Genomic DNA, 21,548 nt, shown 5'->3' with positions numbered 1-21,548 from the left:
CTACTTGGCCAACCCGCGCAGCCCACCCGAGATCAATATATTGACCTCGTAAAGGATGCGGGGGGCGGCCAGCCCGCCGGGGCTGGCCAGATAGTTCGGGCTCCATTCCGGATCGAATTTCTGTTTGAAGGCGCGCAAACCTTCAAAATGATAGAACTGCTCGCCATGCTCATAGACAAAGCCGCCGATGCGGTTCCAAAGCGATGCAAGCTGACGGTTTTCGATGCCTGAGAACGGCGCCGCACCCAATGAGAACCAGTGGAACCCCTGCTGCGATCCCCAGTTCATCATCTCGGCAAAAAGCGCATCCATGACAAAGCTCGGGCTGTCAGGCTCATAGCGCATCAGATCCAGCGACAACTCGGATTTGTTGCCGCCCTGAAACAGGTTGGCAAAGGCCATGATCTTGCCTGTCTTACCGTCACGCAGAACCGCATGATCGAAATATGACAGGTACTGATCGTCAAAGCCCCCCAACGCAAAGCCCTTTTCGGCACCCGCCTTTTGCGCCAGCCAATGGTCTGAAATCGCGCGCAGTTCCGGCAAAACCGGGGCCAGGTCTTCTTTCGAGATGATCTCGAATACATAGCCCTCCCGCTCGGCCCGGTTTCTGGCCTGTCTGAACCGCTTGCGTGACTTTCCATCCAGCGAGAAATCCTTGAGCGGAACCCGCGCGACCTCACCAATCTTCAGGATCGACAGGCCCAGATCCAGAAATGTCGGCAGGTACTTGGTTGAAACACTGTAGAAGGCACACAGTTTTCCTTCTCGGTCCGCCATTTCCCTGAGTTGCCAGATCAACTGCCGCCCCGCCGTTTCATCGCCAACCGGCTCTCCCTTCGCGATCAGAGCGTTGCCCGTGTCTGCATACGCAATGAATGCGGTCTGATCCGGTGAGATGAGGAACTGCTTGTCACCGGTAAGCGAGATTTGGGATTCGGTATCTTCGCACTCCATCACAAGCTGTTCAACGACCTCCGGGATTTCCGTGCGCACAGGCGTCGGAATCTCTCGCCCGAACAGAGAGTTCACGGCCACGACGCCCACGATCACCGCCACGATGAGGCTGGAGCGCAAAAAGCGCGAAGCGTCACCGTTCCAGGCAAACTCCCACCACAGGGCGTTCTGGTACTCGACATGGGAATAGGCGAACAATCCGATCCAGAATATCACCGCCAACAGCGCCACGACACTGACCAACCAAGGAATATTCAGCCTGAAGATCGACGCGCCACTGACCCGATAAAACGCCCCGCGGAACATCGCCAGAAGGCCAATCGTGCCCAGCATCGACAGCGCTTCGTGAGTGTCCAGCCCCTTTGCCAGCGAGGCAAAGAACCCGGCCACCATCAACAACATGGCCACCACCCATGCGCGGTAGAGCTTTCGAAACAAACCGCGGGACACCAGCAAAAGCAGCACGCCGACAGCACTGCCGGCAAGGTGCGATGCCTCGACAAACGACAGCGGCAAGACCTCTCTCAGAACGCCAAGGTTCTGCGTGCCCGCTGGCAATGCGCCGGATATCAGCAGAACCACCCCCGCCACGGCCGCAACCCCGGCTGCCACCATCGGAACAATGGGACGGATGACCCGATAGACCCATGTCGCGGCGCCGCCGATCCTGTGCCTTTGCGTCAGTGCGGACGCGACCGCAATGGACACGCTGGCGATACCGAACGGCAAAAAGGTGTAAACGACGCGATACAGTAACAAGGCTGCGATCACATCCGAACGTCCCGACGCCCCGAGCCCCGCGATCAGCGTGGCTTCGAACACCCCAAGCCCGCCCGGCGCGTGGCTGAGGATTCCAACGGCGATGGCGGCGATGTAGATCGTGAAGAAATAGGGATAGCCAACGCCCAGATCGTCCGGCATCAGGACATAGAGCGCCATGGACGCACCAACCAGATCTCCGATGGCGGCCAGTGTCAGAAGACTGGCCAGTTTGCCACCCGGCAAGTCAAACCCGATACCTGCGACGGCCAACCGCCTGCCGCCGCTGGACAACCATATGAACATCGCGACCAATGCCCCCAAAAGGCACAGCCCGATGGCGGTTTCCACCGTTTCGCTGACAGGCATCACTTTGGAAATTCCGTCCGGATGCACGGTCAGCAACACACCCAGAACCAGAACAAGCCCCATCCAGAACGCGACCCAGGATGTCGCGATAACCCCGGCCACCCGCCCCAGATCCAATCCCAGCGACGCATATATCCGATACCGGATCGCAGTTCCGGTAATGTAGGAAAAACCCAGACAGTTCGACACGGCATAGCCGCTGGCCCCTGCCATTCCGGCAACAGGCAATGGCACTTTGCCGCCAGCTACACTTTGCACGGCAAACACATCATAGAGCGACAGCGACAGGAAACTGAACGCAGTCCAGCACAAGGCGAAAAACATCAGTTTCCACGACGTCGTTGCGATATCGGTCTGGACATCTGACCATTTCACATGCGCCGACAAATCATGCAGAACCGTCAGCGCGATCCCGGTCACGAGAACCGGTATCGCAATCCGCAGCCAGGGTTTTTCCAACATGGCCGTAAGCTTTTCGGCCCAGTGTACGGCCAGAGGTTCACCGTCACTTTCCGCATTGGTCATGCTGCACGTCCCCGCCAGTTTCTGATCGCAGATACCACGCGCGGCTCACCCGCCCGTCGGCGATTCAGACATCATCTGCCAACGGACTCTGGCACATTTTGGTTTTATCTCAAAGCGCTAGAGCCGCCCCTTGCGTGTTGACAGCAAAAGGTTCGTTTCCGAACGCGTCACGCCGTCGATCCTTCGGATCTGAAACAGAACCTCATCCAGTTCGGCCAGGGTTTCCGTACTGATCTCGGCGATCAGATCCCAACTGCCATTTGTCGAATGAACTGCCGTCACCTGACGCATGGCTCCGATCCGGGCCATGACGCGTTCCGTCCCGCGCCCCTCGATCTCGAGCATCATCAACCCGCGCACCGGGCTTTGCGCCAGATCGCGACGCGTCAGGACGGTAAAGCCGACGATTTCACCGGACTGTTTCAGCCGCTGCAACCTGCTGCGGACCGTGGTGCGTGTCACGCCCAGTGTTTCCGACAGCTCTGACAGGCTTGCCCGTGCATCCCGTTGCAACGCATTGAGCAGCCGATTGTCCAATTCGTCCATGGCATCTTCTCATAAAGGATTTTCCGAGACCATTTTGAGCATTTTGCCGACTTCACGCAAGACAGTCCGACGGCCTAAATGAACACATGGAAATCAAGGATATCATACTGGTCGGCGCCCCAATGGACGCCGGGAAGCGTCGTCAGGGATGCCGGATGGGACCTGATGCGTATCGCGTGGCAGGGTTGGATGAGGCGCTGTCAGATCTTGGTCACACCGTTCACGATTGGGGCGACGTGCAGGCCGAAAACGTCGACATTCCCCAACACCCGCACCTGTTCGCCCTGCCCGAATGCGTGGGGTGGACGCAAGCTCTCAGCAAAGCTGCGCAAGACGCGGCGGGTCAGGGCATTCCGATTTTCATGGGTGGTGATCACGCCCTGTCCATGGGTACGGTGGCCGGAATGGCCGCCCATGCTGCTCGGATCGACCGCCCTCTTTTTGTACTGTGGCTTGACGCCCACAGCGACTTTCACACTCCGGACAGTACCGGCAGCGGCAATCTGCACGGCACGCCGGTGGCGTATTTCACCGGCAGACCCGGATTCGAGGATTTCCCCCCTTTGCCGGCCGTCATACCGACGGATCGCGTCGGCATGATCGGATTGCGTTCTGTTGACCCGGCGGAACGGGCGGCGCTGGAACAAGACCGCGCCATGCTGGCGGATATGCGCAGCATTGATGAAAACGGTATCAAAGCCCCCCTTTTGGCCTTTCTTGATCGCGTGAAGGCAGAAAACGCTCTGCTACATGTTTCTTTGGATGTCGATTTCCTCGACCCGGCAGTGGCGCCCGCAGTCGGCACGACTGTGCCCGGCGGTGCAACCGAGCGCGAAGCCCACCTGGTGATGGAACTGCTGCATGAAAGCGGGCTTGTCTGCTCGCTGGACCTGGTCGAACTGAACCCGTTTTTGGATGAGCGGGGCCGAACCGCAAAACTGATGGTCGATCTGGCCGCCTCGTTGATGGGTCGCCGTATCTTCGATCGCCCCACCCGGAGTTTCTGATGCTGTCTCTTCAAGCGCCATCTGCCGCTGTCATGATCCGGCCGCACGCTTTTGCGTCGAACCCGGAAACACGCGATGACAATGCCTTTCAAACGCTGAGCACCGCATCCGCCGCGGCCACGTCGGAAGCGGCCAGGGATGAACATGATCGGGCGGTGCAGCAATTGCGCGACGCCGGAGTCACTGTTCATGTGTTTGACGATTTCGGCGACCTCAACACACCTGACAGCGTTTTTCCAAACAACTGGTTCTCGACGCATCCCGGCGGCCATGTGGCGATCTACCCAATGTTCGTACCATCGCGCAGACGCGAACGCCGGACCGATGTAATCGAACTGCTCAAACAGGAATACCGTGTGCAGGATGTCATCGACTATTCCGGGCTGGAACAAGACAACCTGGCCCTGGAAGGAACCGGCGCGATGGTGTTGGATCATGTGACCCGTATCGCCTACACGGTGACGTCCAATCGCGCCGATCCAGTCCTGTTGGAACGGTTCTGCACACATTTCAACTATGAACCAATCGCCTTCGAAGCCCGCGATGCCAAGGGCCGAGACGTTTATCACACCAACGTTTTGATGGGTATCGGCACGCATTACGCCCTGATTTGCCTCGACATGATTTCGGACCCGGCCCGCCGCATGACCGTTCGCAATCGGCTGGAAGAATCCGGTCGAACGGTCATTGACCTGACGCACGACCAGATCGCCGAGTTCGCAGGTAACGCCATTGAACTGACCGGACGGGATGGGTTGGTTCTGGCCCTGTCCAGCAGGGCACTTGCCGCCCTCACACCAGACCAAATCGCAACAATCCAGGACAGTGCAAAACCGTTGCCGCTGTCCGTTCCAACAATTGAAACCGCCGGTGGGTCCGTGCGCTGCATGATTGCAGGCGTTCACCTTGCCCGCCGATAGGAGAGCACCATGCAACCTTCAGACAAGGCCCTGGTACCATTCGTTTCCGTCGACAACATGATGCGACTGGTACACCACATTGGCGTCGAACAGATGATCACGCAGATTGCCGCTCAGATCGAGGCCGATTTCAAACGATGGGAAAGCTTCGACAAGACACCTCGCATTCCGGCGCATTCTCCTCATGGCGTAATTGAGTTGATGCCGACTTCGGATGGTGAGGCGTACGGGTTCAAATACGTGAACGGCCATCCCAAGAACACCTCCGAGGGGTTGCAAACAGTAACTGCATTCGGTCTGTTGGCAGACGTCTATACAGGATATCCGACGCTGTTGACCGAAATGACAATGCTGACCGCGCTGCGCACGGCTGCGACTTCGGCATTGGTCGGGCGCTATCTGGCCCCGAAAAATGCCAGGACAATGGCCATGATCGGCAATGGCGCACAGTCCGAATTCCAGTGCCTTGCCTTCAAGGCAATGTGCGGGATCGACACCGTTCGGCTTTATGACATCGACCCGAATGCCACGTCGAAATGCGCTGCGAACTTGCAGGGCAAGGGCCTGACCGTCATCCCTTGCAAGACGCCGGAAGACGCCATTGAAGGTGCCCAGATCATCACCACCTGCACGGCAGACAAGAAATACGCAACGATCCTGACCGACAACATGGTCGGGCCCGGCGTGCACATCAACGCCATCGGAGGCGATTGCCCCGGCAAGACCGAGTTGCATCGCGACATCCTGTTACGTTCGGACATCTTCGTCGAGTACCCTGAACAAACCCGTATCGAAGGTGAAATTCAGGCGCTGGACGCCGATCACCCTGTGACCGAGATGTGGCAGGTCATCACCGGCGCCGCCAAGGGCCGCACCGATGAGCGGCAGATCACTTTGTTCGACAGTGTAGGCTTTGCCATCGAGGATTTCTCGGCCCTGCGCTTTGTGAAACAGGCGATTGAAGGCACAACCTTCTTTGAACCTCTGGACATGTTGGCCGACCCGGACGATCCGCGCGATCTGTTCGGAATGTTGATGCGAGCTGGGTAGCACGCGATCTTGGGGGCTCTGCCCCCGCCGCGCTGCGCGCGCCTCCCCCGGGATATTTTCAGCCAGACGAAGCAAGGGATCCGAACTTCATCTGGCCACAAATATCCCGGAGCGCGAGGCAGAGCCTCGCTTCCGAGCTATCCCGCAAGCGATGGCAGGTAGAGGACAATACCCGGGAATGCCACAAGCATCGCGATGGTCAGGGCGTCCGCGATGAAAAAGGGCGTGACGCCTTTGAACACATCTTGAACGCTCAGGTCCGGGCGCACACCGGCAACGACAAAGCAGTTCAGCCCGATGGGCGGTGTAATCAGGCAAAACTCGGCCATCTTGACCACCAGAATGCCAAACCAGATCGCGCACATCGGGCCGGACATTCCAAAAGCGCTGTCGGCGGCACTGACGGTCTCACCACCATTCAAGGCCATTACCGCCGGATAGACGACGGGCAAGGTCAAAAGCAGCATCCCGATCGCGTCCATGAACATGCCCAACACCGCGTATGCCAGCAGAATGCAGATCAGGATCATCATGGGCGACATCTCGAGCCCCGTAATCCAATCCGAGAAGGCACCCGGTAGGTCGGCGAACCCAAGAAAGCGCACATAGATCAGAACGCCCCAGATGATCGAAAAGATCATCGCCGTCAGTTTGGCGGTTTCCAAAAGTGCGGATTTGAGCTCGGCCCAGCGCATTCCGTGGAACAAGGCGAAACAGAATACGATGAAGGCACCAATGGCACCGCCTTCCGTCGGAGTGCCCCATGCTTTTTCACCAAACGGATTGTAGACAAAGCAAATGATGATCAGAATGACGGCGACAATCGGAATGGCACCGGGAAGTGCTGCAAAGCGCTGTTTCCAGGAAAACCCCGTGACCGGCGGGCCAACGGATTTGAAGATCACTGCAATCCCGACGATCAGAAGGCCGTACACGATTGCGGAAAACGCACCCGGAATGAAACCCGCCAACAGCAGTTTCCCGACATCCTGCTCGACGATGATCGCGTAGATCACCAGAATGGCCGAAGGCGGGATCAGGGAGGCCAGCGTCCCGCCCGCGGCAACCACGCCTGCTGCAAAGCGTTTGTTATAGCCCACCTTCAACATTTCCGGAATCGCGATACGGGCGAAGACGGCGGACGTCGCAACCGAAGCACCGGACACCGCAGCGAAGCCGGCCGTGGCGAAAACGGTCGAAACCGCCAACCCGCCGGGCACCCATGCGACCCAGCGTTTTGCGGCCTCGAACAAAGCGCGGGTAAGCCCCGCGTAATATGCCAGATACCCGATCAGGATGAAGGTCGGAATCAGGCTGAGAGTGTGGGACGCGACCTTGGAATGTGGCACCTGCCCCGCGGTCTTGACCGCCACTGTCAGCGCCTTGCCAAACCGTTCCGGATCGTAACCGAACTTGGCCCAGAAAATCCAAACCAGTCCGACAAGCCCTGCCAAACCGGCTGCAAAGGCAACCCGCATGCCCGCCACGACGAGGACCAGAAGGCCGCCAGTGACCCAGAGGCCAATATCAATCGTGTCCATCTATCAGTCCTGCCCTTCGAACTGTTCGGCCTCGGCCGCCGCCTGCGCAGCTGCATCCTGTATCAACGGAACGGCCGCCGGAGCGTCCAGCCCCAGCCAGAACGCCCGACCATACCCCCAGACTTGCAGCGCAAGGCGCAGGCAGAGAACGGAAAATGCAACGGGTGCCAGAAGCTTGGCCGGCCACAATGGTATACCGATGTCGATCGAACTGTCCCGGCTCCACATTGGGGCGCCAAAATCAAAGGACCGGTCGAAATGAGACCAACTGCCCCAAACCAAAGCCAGCATCAGGATCAGGATCAGAACCACCGAGAGCAGTTCGAACAGCCACAAAGCTCGACCGTGCAAGCGGGATATGACGATATCCATCCGGATATGCCCCCCATCACGCTGAACATATGAAATGCCCAGAAAAGCGATGAGAGGCATCGCCTGTTCGATCCAGTCCACATAGCCCGGCAAAGGAGCATTCAGCGCATTTCGACCACTGACCGACACAACGGCCAATACCATCAGTGAAAAAACCGCCAATCCGCTGATCAGTGCCAGAAACCGTTCGAGCACGAGCAAACGCTGATCCAACTGGCTCAGACGGCTGCCGTCTACCAGAACCGTGGCTTGTCCTGCCATTCCGGTGTTTCCTTGTTGTTTGTTGCCGGGCGCCTTGAAAGCACCCAGCCTTATGGATCAGTTGCCGCCGCGCTGTTGCTTCAGCGTCGTCTGGACAAGATCGTAAAGGTCCTGCGCCGGCAGGCCCTGTGCGGTCATGTCCGCAATCCATTTTTCACGGATCGGATCAGCGGCCTTTGTGCGGAACTCTTCAATTACCGCTTCGTCGATCATGACCTTCTGGACACCCTTTTCTTCAAGGACACTGTCCCATTGTTCGAGCAAGCCGCCGTAATTCGCCAGGTAGTGATCGATCGCCTCGTCAATCGAGCTGTCCAGAGCTTCACGATGTTCGGCTGGCAGGGCCTCGTAGGCATCGATGTTGACGACAACCGGGCAGTTCACCGTTCCCGGATTCAGGTTGGCGGTCCACCAGTCCGCTTCGTTGATCGTTCCGAATGACAGGTGCGCGTGCTGGGCAAAGGCCACGGTGTCGACGACGCCCGATTCCATCGCATTGAAGGCTTCGGTCGCCGGAACCGATGTCGGCACCCCTCCGACCGCCTCGAAGGCCTGACCAAGGCCACCGGTCGCCCGGACCCGCATTCCGTCAAATTCAGCCAGTTCATCCCGCGGCTCGCCCGTGCCGACAAGGTTATACTGCGGCATTGGCGAGGTCATGATGACGCGGGCGTTCCATTGCGCCATCTCTTCCTTGACCGCCGGATGGTCGTATACCGCATGGCTTACCGCAACTTCTTCCTGCAGGTTGTTCACACCCAGGAACGGCAGTTCCAAAACGGTGATCGCCCGGTTCTTGTCGCGGTGATAGCCGGCACAGAACTGCGCCATCTCAAAGGCGCCGATTTCGATCCCGTCCAGGTTTTCCCTGGGTTTGGACAACCCGCCATAGCTGACATTGATGGTGAATTCGCCACCGGTTTTTTCGCTGACCAGTTCGGCCAGCTTTTCAACATGTTCCGTAAAGGCGCGGCGCTTGCCCCAGACGGATGCGTTCCATTCTGTCGCCGCGGCTTCGGTCACAAAAGCAACGCCAAGGGCGGCGACTGCGGCACCGCTCAACATCTTTTTCATAGTATCGTCTCCCATAGGTGCGCCCCCTACCGAGGCGCTTGCCGATCAAGCTAGCGCCAACATTCGATTGTGCCAACCCTCACCGGGATTTGCGTATTTTGCAGAATAAGCCCCAGAAACGACCCAAGACGACAGAAGCCTTGAGGTCACCTGTCGTTGCAACCACAATTGACACACAGCGCCCTCAATTCTCGTTACTTTTAAGTGGCTGTTTTTGTTATATTTTAGTGATTCTTTTGCCGATTTTTTTACAGATTTGGCCATATTGTTGAAATTTCTTTACAAAGAAATCCAAGGATTACACCAATTTATTTATTTATTTTCAGAACGCGGTAATATTCAAACTTGGGGAGGAACAGGATCGACATTGCCTGAATGACAGGCAAAAAATCCACAAGCAATCCAGTCCAGAGGGAGGAGCCTCAAAGATGACCACCGCTGCCCAGGCAGATGCCAAGACTTATCCGCCATCCGCAGAAACTGTCGCTCGTGCGCATGTCGATGCGGCAAAGTATGCTGACATGTACGCAGCCTCAATCAGCGACCCCGACGCGTTCTGGGGCGAGCAAGGCAAGCGCATCGACTGGATCAAGCCCTTCACCCAGGTCAAGGACGTCAGTTACGAGTTTGGCTCGGTCAAGATCAACTGGTATGCCGATGGCACGTTGAATGTGTCGGCCAACTGCCTGGATCGTCATCTGAAAACCCGCGGCGACCAGACCGCGATCATCTGGGAGCCGGATGATCCGAATGACCCGGCCCAGCATATCTCTTACGCAGAATTGCACCGCCGCACCTGCCGGATGGCCAACATTCTGGAATCCCTTGGCGTGCGCAAGGGCGATCGCGTGGTCATCTATCTGCCGATGATCCCCGAAGCCGCTTATGCCATGCTGGCCTGTGCGCGGATCGGCGCAATTCATTCGATCGTTTTTGCGGGCTTCTCGCCCGACGCTCTGGCCGCGCGCATCAACGGGTGCGACGCCAAGGTCGTGATCACTGCGGATGAAGCACCGCGTGGCGGCCGCAAAACGCCGCTGAAATCCAACGCAGACGCCGCCCTGCTGCACTGCAAAGACACGGTAAAATGCCTTGTGGTCAAGCGCACCGGCGGTCAGACCACCTGGATCGACGGTCGCGACTTTGACTACAACGAAATGGCGCTCGAGGCTGACGACTATTGCGCCCCAGCCGAAATGAACGCCGAAGATCCGTTGTTCATCCTTTACACGTCAGGTTCGACCGGTCAGCCCAAGGGCGTTGTGCACACCACGGGGGGGTATCTTGTTTACGCCTCGATGACGCAAGAGATCACATTCGATTATCACGAAGGTGACGTGTACTGGTGCACCGCTGACGTGGGCTGGGTCACCGGGCACAGCTATATCGTCTATGGCCCGCTGGCCAATGGCGCGACCACGCTGATGTTCGAAGGCGTACCCACCTATCCCGACGCCTCGCGTTTCTGGCAGGTCTGTGAAAAGCACAAGGTCAACCAATTCTACACCGCCCCCACTGCGATCCGCGCACTGATGGGTCAGGGCAATGAGTTTGTCGAAAAATGCGACCTCAGCGATCTTCGCATTCTGGGCACCGTGGGTGAACCGATCAACCCCGAAGCCTGGACCTGGTACAACGAGGTTGTCGGCAAAGGCAAATGCCCCATCGTCGACACCTGGTGGCAGACCGAAACCGGCGGCCACCTGATGACGCCGCTGCCCGGTGCACATGCGATGAAACCCGGATCGGCCATGAAGCCGTTCTTTGGCATCGAACCGGTGGTTCTGGACCCGCAATCCGGTGTTGAAATCGAAGGCAACGGTGTCGAGGGCGTTCTGTGTATCAAAGACAGCTGGCCCGGCCAGATGCGCACCGTCTGGGGCGATCATGAGCGGTTCGAGAAAACCTATTTCTCGGATTACAAAGGCTACTATTTCACGGGTGACGGCTGCCGCCGCGACGAAGATGGCGACTATTGGATTACCGGTCGTGTAGACGACGTGATCAACGTGTCCGGTCACCGCATGGGCACCGCCGAGGTGGAAAGCGCGCTGGTTGCACATGCTGCAGTGGCCGAGGCTGCCGTGGTTGGATACCCTCATGAAATCAAAGGGCAAGGCATCTATTGCTATGTCACGTTGATGAATGATCGCGAGCCTTCGGACGAGTTGATGAAAGAGCTGCGCACATGGGTCCGCACCGAGATCGGTCCAATTGCATCCCCGGATGTGATCCAGTGGGCACCCGGCCTGCCGAAAACGCGCTCGGGCAAGATCATGCGCCGTATCCTGCGCAAGATCGCCGAGAACGATTTCGGATCCTTGGGCGACACTTCGACACTGGCCGATCCGTCGGTGGTCGAAGACCTGATCGAAAACCGTGCGAACAAGTGAGGGTATGATGGACGCTGCCACGATCACCACGCCCGCCGTTCTCATCCTTCTCGGCCCTCCGGGTGCCGGGAAGGGCACTCAGGCCCGGATGCTGGAAGAGAAATTCGGACTTGTACAACTCAGCACCGGTGACCTGCTGCGCGAAGCGGTCGCGGCCGGAACCGAAGCCGGCAAAGCGGCAAAAGCCGTTATGGAAGCCGGCGATCTGGTAAGCGACGAGATCGTCATCGCCATCCTGCGCGACCGCATGGCACAGCCGGATTGCGCCAAAGGCGTCATTCTGGACGGTTTCCCGCGCACGACGGTTCAGGCCGAAGCGCTGGACAGCCTGCTGGCATCGAACAACCAGAAGATCAACGCCGCGATCAGCCTCGAGGTGGAAGACGCGGAGATGGTGACCCGTATTTCGGGCCGCTACACCTGCGCCGGCTGTGGTGAAGGCTACCATGACCAGTTCAAGAAGCCTGCCGAAGAAGGCAAATGCGACAAGTGTGGCCATACCGAATTCAAGCGCCGCGCCGACGACAATGCCGAAACGGTGGCCTCGCGCCTTGCAGCGTACCACGCGCAGACGGCACCACTGATCGCCTACTATGACGGTCAGGGCGTGCTGCAGCGTACAAACGCCATGGGCAGGATCGAAGACATTGCCAATGACCTTGAAGGGATCGTTGACGAAGTCATGAAATAGGGGGTGGATTTAGGGCCGCAAGGCTCTGATCCCAAACAGAATACTTCAAAGGACCGCTTTGGCGGACTGGAGGAGTTTTGCCTGACGTCACATGGCGTCTGGCGCAAGTGAGAAGCGGTCCGACGCACTGGAGGATGTGGGCATCGGGCCGTCCAACGAGGAAGCGAAGGAGGAACCCGCGATGGCGGATCATTCAACAAACTCCGCGCAGACTGCCGAGTCCGATAAGGGCTATTGGCAGGCCAACCTGCGCCTCATCTACATCAGCCTCGCGATCTGGGCGCTGGTGTCGTTTGGATTCGGCATTCTGCTGCGTCCGTTGCTGTCGGGGATTGCCGTAGGCGGAACCGATCTGGGCTTTTGGTTCGCACAACAGGGATCGATCCTGGTGTTTCTGGTGCTGATCTTCAACTACGCCTGGCGCATGAACAAGCTGGACGCCGAATTCGGCGTGGACGAAGAATAAGGGAGAGCGGGGATTATGGATCAGTTTACCATCAACCTGCTGTTTGTTGGCGCATCATTCGCGCTATACATCGGCATCGCGATCTGGGCCCGCGCGGGTTCCACATCGGAGTTCTACGCCGCCGGTCGCGGCGTTCACCCGGTCACCAACGGTATGGCGACAGCGGCAGACTGGATGTCTGCGGCCTCGTTCATCTCGATGGCGGGCCTAATTGCCTTCACCGGCTATGACAACTCGACCTTCCTGATGGGGTGGACCGGTGGCTATGTGCTGCTGGCACTGCTGCTTGCGCCCTACCTGCGTAAGTTCGGCAAATACACCGTCTCGGAATTCATCGGCGACCGTTTCTACAGCCAGACCGCGCGTGTCGTTGCCGTGATCTGCCTGATCGTTGCGTCGGTGACTTACGTGATCGGTCAGATGACCGGTGTGGGTGTGGCCTTTGGCCGATTCCTCGAGGTGTCTAACACGTCCGGTCTGCTGATCGGTGCATGTGTGGTCTTTGCCTACGCGGTGTTTGGCGGGATGAAAGGTGTGACCTACACCCAGGTTGCTCAGTACTGCGTGCTGATCACAGCCTACACCATCCCGGCAATCTTCATCTCGCTGCAGCTGACCGGCACGCCGATCCCTGCCCTGGGTCTGTTTGGTGACACCGCCAGTGGTGAGCCCCTTCTGACCAAGCTGGACGCCATCGTGACCGAGCTGGGTTTCAATGAATACACGGCCCACCACTCGAACACGCTGAACATGGTGCTGTTCACCCTGTCGCTGATGATCGGTACTGCGGGTCTGCCGCACGTCATCATGCGCTTCTTCACCGTGCCGAAAGTCTCTGACGCACGTTGGTCGGCTGGCTGGACTCTGGTCTTCATCGCTCTGCTGTACCTGACCGCCCCTGCGGTTGGCGCAATGGCACGTCTGAACATCACCGACATGATGTGGCCCAATGGCGGCATCGAAGGTGGCGCTGTCTCAGTCGAGGAAATCGACACCGATCCGCGCTATGACTGGATGAAAACCTGGCAGAAAACCGGTCTTTTGGATTGGGAAGACAAGAACGGCGACGGCAAGATCCAGTACTACAACGACAAGTCCGAAGCGATGGCCACCATCGCGGAAGAAAAAGGCTGGGTCGGTAACGAGCTGACCAAGTTCAACCGTGACATCCTGGTTCTGGCCAACCCCGAAATCGCCAACCTGCCGGGTTGGGTGATCGGTCTGGTCGCTGCCGGTGGTCTTGCGGCTGCTCTGTCAACCGCTGCGGGCTTGTTGCTGGCGATCTCGTCAGCGGTGTCCCACGACCTTGTCAAAGGTGCGATCAACCCGCAAATCTCTGAAAAGGGTGAACTGCTGGCTGCGCGTATCGCAATGGCGGTAGCCATCGTTGTTGCAACCTACCTTGGCCTGAACCCACCCGGATTTGCGGCGCAAACCGTGGCCCTGGCCTTCGGTCTGGCGGCGGCCTCGATCTTCCCGGCGCTGATGATGGGGATCTTCTCGACCCGCATCAACAACACCGGCGCGGTTGCGGGTATGCTGGCTGGTCTGGTTGTGACCTTGGTCTACATCTTCCTGCACAAGGGCTGGCTGTTCATTCCGGGCACCAACTCATTCACTGATGCAGACCCGCTGCTGGGTCCGATCAAGTCGACCTCGTTCGGCGCAATCGGTGCTATGATCAACTTTGCGGTTGCCTACGTTGTTGCAGGCATGACCAAAGAGACCCCGCAGGAGATCAAAGATCTGGTCGAAAGTGTGCGCATTCCCCGTGGTGCGGGCGCAGCTCAGAATAAGTGAGCTTGATGCGGTCGTTGGTTCTTGCCTTCGACCGCGTCTTTCGATCCACTGTTCCCGCCCGGCACACCACTGGGCGGGATTTTTTAACCAGAACACCGGAGACAACACATGCCCCTGTCCCATGATGAAATTGCCCGGTTTCTGAAATCCGTTCACCCCTATGACGTGTTGCCTTCCGACGCCCTGGATCAGATCGTCAAACAGATCGAGGTCTGGGAAGTTGAGGAGGACGCTTCTGTCTATGAGTTGGGTCACAAGTTGCCCGGGGTGTTCTTGATCTACGAAGGACAGGTTGAGATTACTGATGAGAACGGGGCCATCGTCTCTCATCTGGGGCTGCGCAACTCCTTCGGCGAGAGAGGCCTGCTGAAAGACGGCAAAGCCGCCACCAAAGCCCGTGCTCATACGCCGTCGGTCCTGATGGTTCTACCACCGGATTTGGTGCGCAGTTTGATCGACAACCACGATGTCGTCGCCAAATTCTTCAATCGAACCCGTGGAGGTCGCAGCGGCCCGCAAAGCCTTGCGACCAGTTCGATTGACGTTCTGATGGCGCGCGATCCCGCCACCTGCCCTGCGGACACGACAGTTCAGGAAGCGGCACGGATCATGCGCGACAAACACATCTCGTCGCTATGCGTGACAGATGGAGAGAAGTTGCAAGGTATCGCCACCCTGCGGGACATTTCGGGCAAATATGTTGCGGACGGGTTGCCCGCAACCACACGGATTTCCGAAATCATGACTGCAAATCCCGTGACGCTGTCGCCCAGCGATATCGGCTCGGACGTTCTGCATATCATGATGGAGCGCGGCATTGGCCATATCCCTGTTTCCGAAGGCGGTCGTCTGGTCGGGATCGTGACGCAGACCGATCTGACCCGCTATCAGGCCGTCAACTCGGCCGAGTTGGTTGGTCGGATCGCAAAGGCTGACAGTGCCGAAGAGATGGCGAGGGTGACGGCGGAAATTCCGCAGTTGCTGGTTCAGTTGGTTGCCGGCGGGAACCGACACGAGATTGTCACGCGGCTGATCACCGATATTGCAGACACGGTTACCCGCCGCCTGCTGAAATTGGCCGAATCTGAACTGGGTCCGCCACCTGTACCCTATTTGTGGCTGGCCTGCGGCTCACAGGGACGGCAAGAACAAACCGGCGTATCGGATCAGGACAATTGCCTGATGCTGGACGATAGCGTCACCGACGCCGATATGTCCTATTTCACCAAACTGGCCAAATTCGTCTCTGACGGGCTGGACGTCTGCGGGTACTTTTACTGCCCCGGCGACATGATGGCGACCAATCCGCGCTGGTGCCAGCCGGTTCGTGTCTGGCGCGACTATTTCAAAGGCTGGATTGCTAAGCCAAACCCCGAGGCGCAGATGCTGGCCTCGGTCATGTTCGACCTGCGCCCCATCGGCGGCGCATTTGAGTTGTTTGGCGATCTGCAAGCGGACACTCTGGCAGTGGCCAGGGCAAACTCGATCTTCGTCGCACACATGATTTCGAACTCGCTGAAGCACACGCCCCCCCTGGGCCTGCTGCGCGGTTTCGCGACGATCCGCTCGGGCGAGCATCGCAATACGCTGGATCTGAAACACAACGGAGTTGTGCCCGTCGTCGATCTGGCGCGCATCTACGCACTGCAAGGCGAGCTGACCGAGGCCAACACCCGCGCCCGTCTGAAAGCAGCCGAGGCCAGTGGCGTGCTCAGCCCTTCTGGTGCGCGTGACTTGCTGGACGCCTATGATCTGATCGCTGAAACCCGGCTGGAGCATCAGGTGCGGCTGGTTAAATCCGGAGCGATGCCCGACAACTACCTGCCACCGTCTGAATTGTCGGACTTTGAGCGAAGTCATCTGCGTGATGCTTTCGTGGTGGTAAAAACGATGCAATCGGCAGTTGGCCACGGCAAGGGAATGCTGGGCTGACATGCGACTGACCAACGGAGAGACCACATGTTTCTGGAACTGATCGGCACGATTTTCGCAGGGGTCGCATGTGCCGGCATCGTTCTTCTGCTGAACAAGCTGACCGGAGGGCGTTTGCCAAAATGGACAACGCCGGTTGCGGCCGGTCTTGGAATGATCGCGATGACCATCACCAGCGAATATTCCTGGTACGATCGCACGCGCGACCAACTGCCGGAAGAGATGACCATCGTGCAAGAGGTCGAAAGCCGCGCGTTTTATCGTCCTTGGACCTACGCGGTGCCGTTCGTTGACCGGTTTGCCGCAATCGACACCGTATCGGTGCGCACAAACGAAAACGTTCCGGAACAACGGCTTGTCGATCTTTACTTCTTTGGCCGCTGGGCTCCGGTTTCGAAACTGCCGGTGGCCGTGAATTGTGCAGAAGGCCGCCGCGCCAACCTGGCGGATGGTGCCGAATTTGCCGAGGACGGGCGTCTGGTGAACGCTGACTGGATTGCAGCCGGAACCAATGACCCCGTCATCGCAGCCACTTGCGGGGTGTGATCATGCTGACCGGATTGAGTTTGAGGCTCAGGATTTTTCTGTTCTTCTGCCTCCTCGCCCTGGGCGGGGTTGCCATCAGCGCCACCGCTCTCTGGATCACCTATTCCCGCGCGGGAAACCCCGGGCTGCTGAATGATTTCGTCTTTGCCGAAATCCTGATCGGATTTGGATTTCTGGCGCTGGTCGCGGGGGTTTGGCTGCTGTTCGACGACAACGTCGCCAAACCGATCGAACGGCTTTCCGCCCAGTTGCGTGCCCGTGCACATGCCGGTGTAAGCACCGACCTAGACATGCAGGCCGCGCGGTATCTGGGCGATCTTGCCCCGGCTGCGGCGGGATTGGCGGAACAACTGGCCTCGAACGCCATGCGCACGGCCGAGGCCGTAGCCGCCGAAACCGCGCATCTGGCCGCAGAAAAACAGCGCCTGACCGCGCTGCTGACGGAAATCCCGGTGGCCATGCTGCTGGCCAGTCCGAAACATCAGATCGTTCTGTACGACGGTCAGGCCGCCGAGGTTCTTGCCCAGATCGCGCATCCTCGTCTGAACGCATCTCTTTTTGAATATCTCGAAGCCACCGGCCTGACGGACGCATATGCCAAGATGTGCAAAACCGGAAAGGACGTCTATTGCACCCTCTCCAGCGTGGACGGGCGGCAGACCTATTCCGCCCGGATGAAACCCTTGGGGGATGCACCCGGATATATGCTTGTCTTCGAAGACAGCGCGACACATATGTCACCGGACGATGCCCGCCCGCTGGTCTATGATTTCGAACTTCTCAATACACCGGGGGATGATGCGTTCGAGAACCGCCCCCTGTCGGATCTGTGTTTCGTGGTTTTCGACACGGAAACAACCGGTTTGCTACCTCACAAGGATGAGATCGTGCAGATCGGCGCAGTACGCGTTCTGAATGGCAAAATCGTTCAGGGCGAGCATCTGGACATGCTGGTTGATCCCGGCATTCCGATTCCCCCGGCCTCGACCAAAGTACACAAGATCAGCGATCGCATGGTTCAGGGGGCGCCCGATATTGCCGAAGCCGGGCGCGTATTCCATCAGTTTTCGCGCGACGCGGTGATCGTGGCGCACAATGCCCCGTTCGACATGGCGTTCCTGCGCCGCCATGCCAAACGGATGGGTGTCGAGTGGGATCATCCGATACTCGACACGGTTTTGCTGTCTGCGGTGCTGTTCGGGGCAAGCGATACGCACACACTGGATGCCTTGTGTGAACGGCTGGAAATCACGATCCCCGAAACGTTGCGCCATACCGCACTGGGCGACGCGGTTGCCACGGCCGAGGCATTGATCAAGATGCTGCCGATCCTGCAAGCCCGCGGTCTGACAACCTTTGGCGAAGTGATTATGGAAACCCGCAAACACGGTCGTTTGCTGGAAGATATGAACTGACGGCACAAATTGCACCCGGCAGTCAGCTTTTCATGGACAATCCGGGCCACGCATGGCACCTGATGCGCGGCCAAGGATTAAGCGCGCGATGACCGAAAAGACCTTCAGACCGACCCCGGATCAAAGCCCCGCCTTTCGGGAAGCGCTGGGGTGCTTCGGCACCGGTGTCACGGTGATTACCGCGCAATCCGACAATGGCCCGCGTGCCATTACGGTGAATTCATTTGCCTCAGTCTCGTTGGATCCGCCACTGGTCCTGTGGTGTCTGGCCAAGGAATCGTTCCGATTTGATACGTTCAGTACCTGTGATCTCTATTCGATCCACGTCATGGCGCAGGATCAGCAGGATCAGGCGTTGCGGTTTGCACGCGATGGGGCGGATTTCTCACATGCGGACTGGACCGAGGATGAGGCCGGGCGTCCACATCTGGCCCAGTGTCTGGCCCGGTTCGATTGCCGCCTTCATGCCCGTCATGACGCCGGGGATCATCTGATCATCGTGGGTCAGGTAGATCAGGTCATGTATCGCACCGGCAAAGGGCTGATCTTCAAACGCGGGCAGTTCGGCGGGTTTGTCGACCTGATCTAATCGTCCAGCGACCCGTGAACGGCCAACGCTTCCAGTTCCGCGTCCTGCGGAGTGATCACGCGAAAGGCTTCGTGCACGCCTGTCTCTGTCAGTTCCCTTGCGACGGTCAACAGCGTGTTGGCCGGATGGTCTTCGCACAACTCTGACATGTGGTCGATTTCAGCTTGCGCAACGCCCAATGCGGCCTCGACCGAGGGTGCGCCATAGAACTGCACAAAATGTTCGGCCAGGTTATGCGTAATCTGATCTTTCTCTGAGGCTTCGATCTGCGTCACGGCGACAAAAGTCACCCGACCAAAGGTTTCCAACCCCAGCCAGCCATTCGCAAATGCCTGTCGAGCCTTGCCTTCAAGATCGCCCTGCCCCCAGTTGGAAAACTCAAACCCGCCCGAAACGCACCACTCTCCGGTGCGCGCCGGGGAATGAAACACGTTCATGTCGCTTTCGTCGAAATGGATCGCTCGGGCCAGTTTCATTCTCGGTTCTCCAACAAGTCAGTTAGTGGGCGCAGATGCGTGTCGGCCCCGTCGCGGATCAGCATCCCGAAACGTTCATCCGTTCCAAGGAATACGCCACCGTCGATCAGCGGTTCGCCCACGCCGCGCAGCAGGCCCATCCATTCGGCGTGCAAGGACGCGTTGCCATCCTCCTGCCAACGGTTGAGCCAGGTCAACATGTGTCGTGACCAGCTTTCCACCAGCTGCGTTGCAGAAACCTCGGCACAGCCTTCATCGTACAGCGCGGTGATATCAGGGGTTTCACCCGGCGCATCACTTGTTTGCAACAGCGTCAGCTCCCAACCGACGACCAGCCAGTCCGGCTCTTCCTCGGGCATTGATGTTGACGCAGCCGCGCGGAACCGGCCGCACCGCGCCCCGTTCACGCAAATCAGACCATCCCAACCCAGATGCACCGCAACCTCTGGCGGGGCCAAAGCGCCCAGCGCGTTCTGAAATCCCACAGCACAAAGCGGCAGCATCGCCACCGCATCCTGCAATGGCACCTCGGGGGCAAAAACAATTGCCACGCGCAGGAAATCCGCCTGAATATTGTAGACAACCGTCCCCGCATCACAGCCCAGCGCAGCCATGGCCTGCGCGCGCTCGAACGGGTCTTCCCCACCCTGAACCGAGTGGCCCGTCAGCAAGGGTGGGAAAACCGGCTGGCTCATGCGTTGCCTTTGGCGATCATGTCGCGGGCGATCTTGCGGAATGCCTCGGCCTGCGGGCTGTCAGGTTTGCTGACCACGATGGGCGCGCCTCCGTCGGCGGCGACGCGGATGTCCAGATGCAAGGGGATTTCACCCAGCAGCGGCACGCCCAACGCCTCTGCCTCGGACTTGACACCACCATGACCGAAAACATGTTCTTCGTGCCCACAGTTCGAACAGATATGCGTGGACATGTTTTCGATCATCCCGACAATGGGTGTCTTGAGCTGGTTGAACATGTCGATCCCCTTGCGGGCATCAATCAGGGCCACGTCCTGCGGCGTTGAGACGACAATGGCACCATCCACCTGGAACTTCTGGCTCAGCGTCAGTTGCACGTCACCGGTGCCGGGCGGCAGATCGACGATCAGAACATCCAGCGCGCCCCATTGCACCTGGCTCATCATTTGTTGCAGCGCACCCATCAGCATCGGCCCGCGCCAGACAACCGCCTGACCTTCGTTGGTCATCAAACCCATCGACATCATGGTTACCCCGTGGTTGCGCAGCGGCAGGATTGTCTTGCCGTCAGGGCTGGCCGGACGACCCGAGACACCCAACATCCGGGGTTGCGACGGCCCGTAAACATCCGCATCCAGCAGACCTACACGCCGGCCTTCCGCAGCCAATGCGCAGGCAAGGTTGGCCGAAACGGTGGATTTGCCAACCCCACCCTTGCCGGACGCAACGGCGATGATCCGATCCACACCCGGCACTGCCTGCGGCCCGGTTTGCGATGGCTTTGGTTTCGGTTTCAGATCCGGCGGTGCCTTGTCGGAATGCGCGGTCATCAAGGCCGAAACATTTGCCACGCCTTCCACCATCTGAGCGGCCTTTTCAGCCGTGGCGCGGACGGGTTCCATCTTTTCCGCATATTTCGGGTCGACCTCAAGCACGAAGCGTACCGTGTCGCCTTCCACATTCAAGGCGCGCACGATGCCTGCGCTTACGATGTCCTGCCCGGAAACCGGGTCGGTGATCTTTTTCAGGTTCGCCAGAACCGCGTCACGAACACTCATGCTTGTTCCCCTTGATCCGCCCTGCTGACAGGGGCGTGCGTATCGACTCGCCGCTCATTGCACGTGTCTCCGTCTTTGTCTGTACATTTGACGCATCCCGCCCCGC

19 protein-coding genes are annotated in these 21,548 nt (G+C 58.6%); 11 read left to right on the top strand and 8 right to left on the bottom strand.

Annotation, left to right across the window (positions count from 1 at the left end; genetic code table 11):
* Positions 1–2,610 (bottom strand): bifunctional lysylphosphatidylglycerol flippase/synthetase MprF, encoded by a 2,610-nt coding sequence (mprF, locus tag FIU92_RS06175; RefSeq protein ID WP_371419735.1) that lies wholly within the window; start codon positions 2,608–2,610, stop codon positions 1–3.
* 117 nt (positions 2,611–2,727) lie between these two features.
* On the bottom strand, positions 2,728–3,156 hold the full coding sequence (locus tag FIU92_RS06170) for an Lrp/AsnC family transcriptional regulator (protein ID WP_152457732.1): 429 nt from the start codon (positions 3,154–3,156) through the stop codon (positions 2,728–2,730).
* A gap of 86 nt (positions 3,157–3,242) precedes the next feature.
* On the opposite strand from FIU92_RS06170, the gene rocF reads away from it, so the two are divergent.
* Genes rocF through FIU92_RS06155 form a run of 3 tightly spaced genes read left to right on the top strand, consistent with a single transcriptional unit; the run spans position 3,243 to position 6,133 of the window.
* Positions 3,243–4,163, top strand: a complete 921-nt coding sequence (rocF, locus tag FIU92_RS06165) for an arginase (RefSeq protein ID WP_152457731.1) — start codon at positions 3,243–3,245, stop codon at positions 4,161–4,163.
* Complete coding sequence (gene ctlX, locus FIU92_RS06160) at positions 4,163–5,083, top strand: citrulline utilization hydrolase CtlX (RefSeq protein ID WP_152457730.1); 921 nt, start codon at positions 4,163–4,165, stop codon at positions 5,081–5,083. The genes rocF and ctlX overlap by 1 nt, the downstream gene beginning before the upstream one ends.
* Positions 5,084–5,092: 9 nt before the next feature.
* Entirely contained in the window at positions 5,093–6,133 is a 1,041-nt protein-coding gene (locus FIU92_RS06155; RefSeq protein WP_152457729.1) for an ornithine cyclodeaminase, read from the top strand.
* Positions 6,134–6,270: 137 nt separating this feature from the next.
* Here the strand turns inward: FIU92_RS06155 and FIU92_RS06150 are convergent, their stop codons facing one another.
* The 3 genes from FIU92_RS06150 to FIU92_RS06140 are packed head-to-tail and all read right to left on the bottom strand — an operon-like array spanning position 6,271 to position 9,381.
* A complete protein-coding gene (locus FIU92_RS06150; protein WP_152457728.1) occupies positions 6,271–7,674 on the bottom strand; it encodes a TRAP transporter large permease in 1,404 nt (467 codons plus the stop codon).
* 3 nt (positions 7,675–7,677) lie between these two features.
* A complete protein-coding gene (locus tag FIU92_RS06145; protein ID WP_152457727.1) occupies positions 7,678–8,307 on the bottom strand; it encodes a TRAP transporter small permease in 630 nt (209 codons plus the stop codon).
* Between the two features lie 57 nt (positions 8,308–8,364).
* Entirely contained in the window at positions 8,365–9,381 is a 1,017-nt protein-coding gene (locus FIU92_RS06140) for a C4-dicarboxylate TRAP transporter substrate-binding protein (RefSeq protein ID WP_152457726.1), read from the bottom strand.
* Between the two features lie 428 nt (positions 9,382–9,809).
* Here FIU92_RS06140 and acs point away from each other — a divergent pair, with 428 nt between their 5' ends.
* The 8 genes from acs to FIU92_RS06100 all read left to right on the top strand — a co-directional run bounded on the left by acs (position 9,810) and on the right by FIU92_RS06100 (position 19,213).
* Positions 9,810–11,774 carry an acetate--CoA ligase gene (gene acs, locus FIU92_RS06135; RefSeq protein WP_152457725.1) on the top strand — a complete coding sequence of 655 codons (1,965 nt, stop codon included), beginning with the start codon at positions 9,810–9,812 and terminating at the stop codon, positions 11,772–11,774.
* A gap of 7 nt (positions 11,775–11,781) precedes the next feature.
* Complete coding sequence (locus FIU92_RS06130) at positions 11,782–12,465, top strand: adenylate kinase (RefSeq protein WP_152459846.1); 684 nt, start codon at positions 11,782–11,784, stop codon at positions 12,463–12,465.
* 181 nt (positions 12,466–12,646) lie between these two features.
* Positions 12,647–12,931, top strand: a complete 285-nt coding sequence (locus tag FIU92_RS06125; protein WP_152459845.1) for a DUF4212 domain-containing protein — start codon at positions 12,647–12,649, stop codon at positions 12,929–12,931.
* 15 nt (positions 12,932–12,946) lie between these two features.
* Positions 12,947–14,731: a sodium:solute symporter family protein gene (locus FIU92_RS06120; protein WP_152457724.1), complete on the top strand. Its 1,785-nt coding sequence runs from the start codon at positions 12,947–12,949 to the stop codon at positions 14,729–14,731.
* A gap of 108 nt (positions 14,732–14,839) precedes the next feature.
* Positions 14,840–16,663 carry a DUF294 nucleotidyltransferase-like domain-containing protein gene (locus FIU92_RS06115; protein WP_152457723.1) on the top strand — a complete coding sequence of 608 codons (1,824 nt, stop codon included), beginning with the start codon at positions 14,840–14,842 and terminating at the stop codon, positions 16,661–16,663.
* A 27-nt stretch (positions 16,664–16,690) separates the two neighbouring features.
* Positions 16,691–17,209: a hypothetical protein gene (locus tag FIU92_RS06110; RefSeq protein WP_152457722.1), complete on the top strand. Its 519-nt coding sequence runs from the start codon at positions 16,691–16,693 to the stop codon at positions 17,207–17,209.
* 2 nt (positions 17,210–17,211) lie between these two features.
* Complete coding sequence (locus tag FIU92_RS06105; RefSeq protein WP_152457721.1) at positions 17,212–18,624, top strand: PolC-type DNA polymerase III; 1,413 nt, start codon at positions 17,212–17,214, stop codon at positions 18,622–18,624.
* A gap of 88 nt (positions 18,625–18,712) precedes the next feature.
* Entirely contained in the window at positions 18,713–19,213 is a 501-nt protein-coding gene (locus FIU92_RS06100; protein ID WP_152457720.1) for a flavin reductase family protein, read from the top strand.
* Here FIU92_RS06100 and FIU92_RS06095 read toward each other — a convergent pair.
* Genes FIU92_RS06095 through FIU92_RS06085 form a run of 3 tightly spaced genes read right to left on the bottom strand, consistent with a single transcriptional unit; the run spans position 19,210 to position 21,442 of the window.
* Entirely contained in the window at positions 19,210–19,689 is a 480-nt protein-coding gene (locus FIU92_RS06095; protein WP_152457719.1) for a DUF6505 family protein, read from the bottom strand. The two genes, FIU92_RS06100 and FIU92_RS06095, sit on opposite strands and share 4 nt — an antisense overlap.
* Positions 19,686–20,384 carry a biotin/lipoate--protein ligase family protein gene (locus FIU92_RS06090; RefSeq protein ID WP_152457718.1) on the bottom strand — a complete coding sequence of 233 codons (699 nt, stop codon included), beginning with the start codon at positions 20,382–20,384 and terminating at the stop codon, positions 19,686–19,688. The genes FIU92_RS06095 and FIU92_RS06090 overlap by 4 nt, the downstream gene beginning before the upstream one ends.
* The gene (locus FIU92_RS06085) at positions 20,381–21,442 is read right to left on the bottom strand and encodes an Mrp/NBP35 family ATP-binding protein (protein WP_152457717.1); all 1,062 of its coding nucleotides are present in this window, start codon (positions 21,440–21,442) and stop codon (positions 20,381–20,383) included. Before FIU92_RS06085 ends, FIU92_RS06090 begins: the two co-directional genes overlap by 4 nt.
* Positions 21,443–21,548: the final 106 nt, after the last annotated feature.

Source organism: Ruegeria sp. THAF33 (assembly GCF_009363615.1).
Classification (GTDB): Bacteria; Pseudomonadota; Alphaproteobacteria; order Rhodobacterales; family Rhodobacteraceae; genus Ruegeria.
The sequence above is the reverse complement of the archived record's forward strand: the minus strand, read 5'-3'. Positions and strand labels throughout refer to the sequence as shown.